The sequence below is a fragment of the Cupriavidus sp. UYPR2.512 genome (genome assembly GCF_000379565.1).
Classification (GTDB): Bacteria; Pseudomonadota; Gammaproteobacteria; order Burkholderiales; family Burkholderiaceae; genus Cupriavidus.
Genome location: NZ_KB902955.1, coordinates 1 through 4,433 on the forward strand (window position 1 = coordinate 1; position 4,433 = coordinate 4,433).

General features: G+C 62.1%; 5 protein-coding genes and 3 pseudogenes. 4 read left to right on the forward strand and 4 right to left on the reverse strand.

Annotated elements, in window-relative coordinates; genetic code table 11:
- Window positions 1-378 (forward strand): hypothetical protein (locus A3A5_RS44745; protein ID WP_232431341.1); only part of this gene is annotated, 378 nt, incomplete at its 5' end.
- A gap of 81 nt (window positions 379-459) precedes the next feature.
- Here the strand turns inward: A3A5_RS44745 and A3A5_RS0113510 are convergent.
- Window positions 460-612 (reverse strand): annotated as a pseudogene (locus A3A5_RS0113510) (arsenical-resistance protein); the annotation flags it as partial.
- Window positions 613-620: 8 nt separating this feature from the next.
- Here A3A5_RS0113510 and A3A5_RS38505 point away from each other — a divergent pair.
- Window positions 621-958: pseudogene (locus A3A5_RS38505) on the forward strand (copper-binding protein).
- 87 nt (window positions 959-1,045) lie between these two features.
- On the opposite strand, the gene A3A5_RS0113520 reads toward A3A5_RS38505, so the two are convergent.
- A complete protein-coding gene (locus A3A5_RS0113520) occupies window positions 1,046-1,924 on the reverse strand; it encodes a LysR family transcriptional regulator (RefSeq protein WP_018311105.1) in 879 nt (292 codons plus the stop codon).
- Window positions 1,925-2,045: 121 nt separating this feature from the next.
- Between A3A5_RS0113520 and A3A5_RS0113525 the strand changes: the two genes are divergently transcribed.
- On the forward strand, window positions 2,046-3,107 hold the full coding sequence (locus A3A5_RS0113525) for an alkene reductase (RefSeq protein ID WP_018311106.1): 1,062 nt from the start codon (window positions 2,046-2,048) through the stop codon (window positions 3,105-3,107).
- Between the two features lie 51 nt (window positions 3,108-3,158).
- Window positions 3,159-3,746 (forward strand): isochorismatase family protein, encoded by a 588-nt coding sequence (locus A3A5_RS0113530; protein WP_018311107.1) that lies wholly within the window; start codon window positions 3,159-3,161, stop codon window positions 3,744-3,746.
- Window positions 3,747-3,870: 124 nt separating this feature from the next.
- On the opposite strand, the gene A3A5_RS0113535 is transcribed toward A3A5_RS0113530, so the two are convergent.
- Both A3A5_RS0113535 and A3A5_RS43305 read right to left on the reverse strand, forming a co-directional pair.
- Window positions 3,871-4,197, reverse strand: a complete 327-nt coding sequence (locus tag A3A5_RS0113535) for a hypothetical protein (protein ID WP_026200756.1) — start codon at window positions 4,195-4,197, stop codon at window positions 3,871-3,873.
- 80 nt (window positions 4,198-4,277) lie between these two features.
- Window positions 4,278-4,433, reverse strand: a pseudogene (locus A3A5_RS43305) (IS256 family transposase); the annotation flags it as partial.

A 4,433-nucleotide genomic window follows, 5' to 3' on the forward strand; every position in this document is an offset into this window, starting at 1 on the left:
AAGATCACGACGTTTATCAGAAGTTCACATATGTTGGTCGTACCCACTCATCCCTTGCTCCTCTCCGCCTTCGTGCTGGCAGATTCCGCTTCGCCTCGCGGCTGGGCGTACCGGTTATCCGGCGGCTACGTTGTCCCCAGAGCTTCACACCGAGCTGTTACCGGCTCCGCATGTCTGGGTAGGGAACGGTTGATGGAACAACCGGTTTCGTCAGGCCATACGTTCTCCTGTGAAACAGAAATTCAGGCGACTTGCAGGTCGCACGAAGACATTCTTCGCGATGTCCACCCCGACCGTCGTACGCTTCATTTCGAACCCTCCGGTGAAGAACTCAATGAACTTCCTCATTTTGGCCACTTTGATGGCGTCGGACTGTGAGGAACCGCTCATTTAGCGTCCCGCATCCTGGTAGGTGGGGGCGTTCATTCCATTTGAATTCGACAGCACAGCAGCAGCTTGAAGAGCCACCGACGTCAGCAGCGTATCCCACGGCACCGTGATCGATGACAGGCCAAGCAGCAGGGCCACGACCGGCGCGAACGCCACCACCATGATGGCGTCGTTCGGCGCCACCTGCGACAGCGTGAAATAGGGGTCACCCTTGCAGAGCTGGAACCGCAATGAAATCCATCAAGCCGCTCGCCCTCGCCCTTGCCTTGACCACCACATCGGCCGCATTCGCAGCGGGCTCGATGGACGGCATGGACATGAAGCCGTCCGCACCCTCGCAGCAGGCGCCACAACCGGTGGCGGCCGAGATCAGAAAGATCGATGCGCAGGCCGGCAAGGTCACGCTCAGGCACGGACCGATCGCCAACCTGGCATGGGGCCGGTGACCATGGCGTTCCCCGTCAGGGATCGCGCAGCGCTGAAGGATTTCAAGGAGGGCGAGGCGGTATCCGTGACATTCGACAACGTCGATGGCAAGGCTACGGTCGTGGAAATGCGGCGCAAGTGAGAGTTGCCGTCGCTGGAGGCGGTTGCGCGTTCGATGCGCAATCACTGCGTGTTCCCCAAGCCCCGCGAGAGCGCACATTTGCCGTGCTCACGCTTTGGTGTCCAGCCGCTCCTTCAAGAACTCGATAAAGCGCTGGGTCTTTGCCGGCAGCAAACGTGTCTCGGTCAGCGCATAGACCGGCGTCGGCCTGGTCTGCCAGTCGGGCAATATGCGGCGCAGGCGGCCGGCCGCCACATCCTCTGCCGCCACCTCCTCGGCCAGCAAGATCACGCCCAGGTCCAGCGTTGCCAGGCGTCGGAACATGCCAATGCTGTTGACATGGAACCTCCCCCCGACTTCCACCTCAACGGTCTCCTCACCGCGATGCAGTGCCCACTTCCCTGACTTGCGAAAACCTATGCACTGATGCCGCGCCAGGTCAGTTGGATGGGTTGGCTCGCCGGCGCGTTCCAGGTAGCCCGGTGAGGCATAGACCTGCACCGACAAGCGGGCTAGCAGCCGCGCGATCAGGTTCGAATCCGTCAGCTCGCCCATGCGAATGGCCACATCGAAGGGTTCGGCCACCAGGTCGACGCGCCGGGGCGTGAGGTCGAAATCAAAGCTGATGCCCGGGTAGCGGGCCGCGAACTCTGCAATCAGGGGCGCCATGTAGATCATGGCGAAATCGACCGGCAGCGATGCCCGCAACACGCCGCTCGGCTGTGCCAGCATCTCCCCTAGTTGCTCGTGAGCGATCCGTGCTTCGTCGACGATGCGCTTGCAGCGCTCGTAGTAAAGCTGCCCCGCCTCGGTCAGCTCGACCTTGCGCGTCGTGCGATGCAGCAGCCGCAGGCCAATAGCCTTCTCCAGGGCGCTGATCCGCCTGGATAGCGTGGAGTTCGGCACTCCAGTGGCAGCCGCCGCGCCGCGAAAGCTCCGCGTCTGCGCGACCTCCACGAACAGGGCCATGTCATTGAGCAGTTCCATTCGGATTGCGCCATTTTTGGATCAATGATTGCCAATCTACCACCTTTATCTCGCCAATGAATTAATCGATGATACGCACATGGGCTTTCCCCTTCGCCCCCGACACACACAGGAATTGACCATGAGCCAACTGTTCACCCCCGTCCGCATCGGCCGCCACATCGCGCCGAACCGCCTCGTCATGGCCCCGATGACCCGCTCCCGCGCTGACGCCAAGGGCGTTCCCGGCGACATGACTGTCACCTACTACACGCAGCGCGCCAGCGCCGGCCTGATCATCACCGAAGGCGTGTTTCCGTCCGCCTTGGGCAAGGGCTATGTGAATACGCCCGGCATGGAAACCGAGGCCCAGGTTGCTGGCTGGAAAAGGGTGACTGAAGCCGTGCACGCGCGTGGCGGCCGTATCTTCATGCAGCTGATGCATTGCGGTCGGATCTCGCACCCGTCGCTGCTTGATGGCGCAACGCCCGTGGCACCGTCGGCGATCAAGCCAGAGGGACAGGCGTGGACGCCTGCCGGCCAGGCCGACTTCGTCACGCCCCGTGAGCTGACGCTGGCCGAGATCGCCGGCGTCATAGACGACTACCGCCAGGCCACCCGCCGCGCCATCGACGCAGGCTTTGACGGCGTGGAGTTGCACGCCGCATCCGGCTACCTGCCCGAACAGTTCCTCTCGTCAGCCAGCAACCACCGCCAGGACCAATACGGCGGCTCGGTCAAAGGCCGCGCCCGCTTTGTGCTGGAAGCGCTGGCCGCGATGGCGGCCGAGGCCGGCGCCGACCGGGTCGGCATCAAGATCTCGCCGGAGATGAACTACAACAGCATCACCGACGCAGCGCCCCAGGAGACCTACACCTACCTCGTCGACCAGCTGCGCGGCCAGGGCCTGGCCTATCTGCATGTCGCGCTGTTCGGCACCACGGTCGACTACCACGCCATGCTGCGCCCGCGCTTCGATGGCACCTACCTGATCGGCGGCGGGCTGACGCAGGACAGCGCCGCAGCCCTGCTGGCCGATGGCAAGGCCGACGCCACCGTCTTCGGCAGCGCCTTCCTCGCGAATCCCGACCTGCCGGAGCGCTTCCGTCAGGGCGCCGCGCTCAACGCGCCGGACCGCAACACGTTCTTTGCGCCGCCGACGGCCAAGGGATACATCGACTATCCGGCGCTGGCTGAGGCCTAAGCGGCTTGAGGCAGGGGTCGTTTGCCCCATTCACTATCAAGGAAATGCATCATGAAGTTCGAACGATTCACTGCAGACACCGCCGCCCTGCTCCTGATCGACCATCAGGTAGGCACCATGAGCTGGGTGAAGTCCATTCCCTTCGACGAAATGAAGCGCAACGCGCTGATGGTGGCCAAGACCGCGGCCATCCTGAAGGTCCCTGTCGTGATGACCTCCAGCATGGAGGAGTACGCGCAGGGGCCGCTGATCAGCGAGCTGGCGGATATCTTTCCGGCTGAGTTCGCTGCGCGCATCAAGCGCATTGGGGTTGTGAATGCGATGGACGATGAGAACTTCGCGGCGGCGGTGAAGGCTACCGGACGCAGGAAACTGATCATCGCTGGCGTGACCAATGACGTGTGCACGGTGTATCCGGCGTTGAGCCTGGTGTCGCAAGGTTATGAAGTGCAAGTCGTCGCGGATGCTGGCGGATCACCGAGCAAGATGGCTGACGATATTGCCTTGCGGCGCATGGAGAAGAATGGCGTCACGCTGACCAGCACCAACCAGTTGATTGCGGAACTGGCTGGGAGTTGGGCTACACAGGAAGGCAGCCGCATTGTGCAGGAGGTGATTATGGGTGCGCTGCAGGGCTGAGGGGCCGCCCATGTGGGCTGGGTGCGGGTGCAACCTGGCCTTGCCTGCGGCCTGAGATCGTGCGCGCCTTGACCGCGGTGCATGCAATCAGCCCCGGCGGGTTAGACCGGGGCTGTCAGATTTGTTAGTGCAGTTGGCGCTTCAGGTCAGCAAGTTCCGAATGCATCGAACTGACTGCATCCTTAACCTTTGCATCGAGACCGCCGGCCTGCTGGCAAGCGCGGTCCGCACGATCACCAATCCGTTCGAGATCATCGACCCACTGCCGGATCCGATCCTGATCCTTGGAGGAAGCGAACTTCGATGCCGATTTGCACTCCTTGTCGAGCTCATCCACCCAGTTCATCAGGTCTGGTGGAATCGTCGCATCGGCATGACAAGTTCGTGATGTCTCGCTGATGGTTTGCTGCAGATGACTAAATCGTTGCTGCATTTCCCTGGCTTGCAACATGATGCCCGGGCCTGTCAGTTTTTTTGTGTGCAGGGCAGGTAAAGGCTCACCGGCGATTGGACCGGTGAGCCAGCATTATCTCAGCGATGGGGGTGGGTGAAGCGTTCTTCGTACAGGATCGCAAACTGGTTCATGGCTGCCTTCCAGTCATGGGTTGAGCTGCCCCACCTTCCCGTAATATTGCGCAGCGCCAGCCACAGCAGCTTGGTCGCCGCCTCATCGCTGGGGAAGTGACC

Excerpts from the sequence above, each read along its gene's own strand:
- A3A5_RS0113520 (WP_018311105.1), bottom strand. The coding sequence starts at position 1,924 with ATGGAACTGCTCAATGACATGGCCCTGTTCGTGGAGGTCGCGCAGACG.
- A3A5_RS0113525 (WP_018311106.1), top strand. The coding sequence starts at position 2,046 with ATGAGCCAACTGTTCACCCCCGTCCGCATCGGCCGCCACATCGCGCCG.
- A3A5_RS0113530 (WP_018311107.1), top strand. The coding sequence starts at position 3,159 with ATGAAGTTCGAACGATTCACTGCAGACACCGCCGCCCTGCTCCTGATC.
- A3A5_RS0113535 (WP_026200756.1), bottom strand. The coding sequence starts at position 4,197 with ATGTTGCAAGCCAGGGAAATGCAGCAACGATTTAGTCATCTGCAGCAA.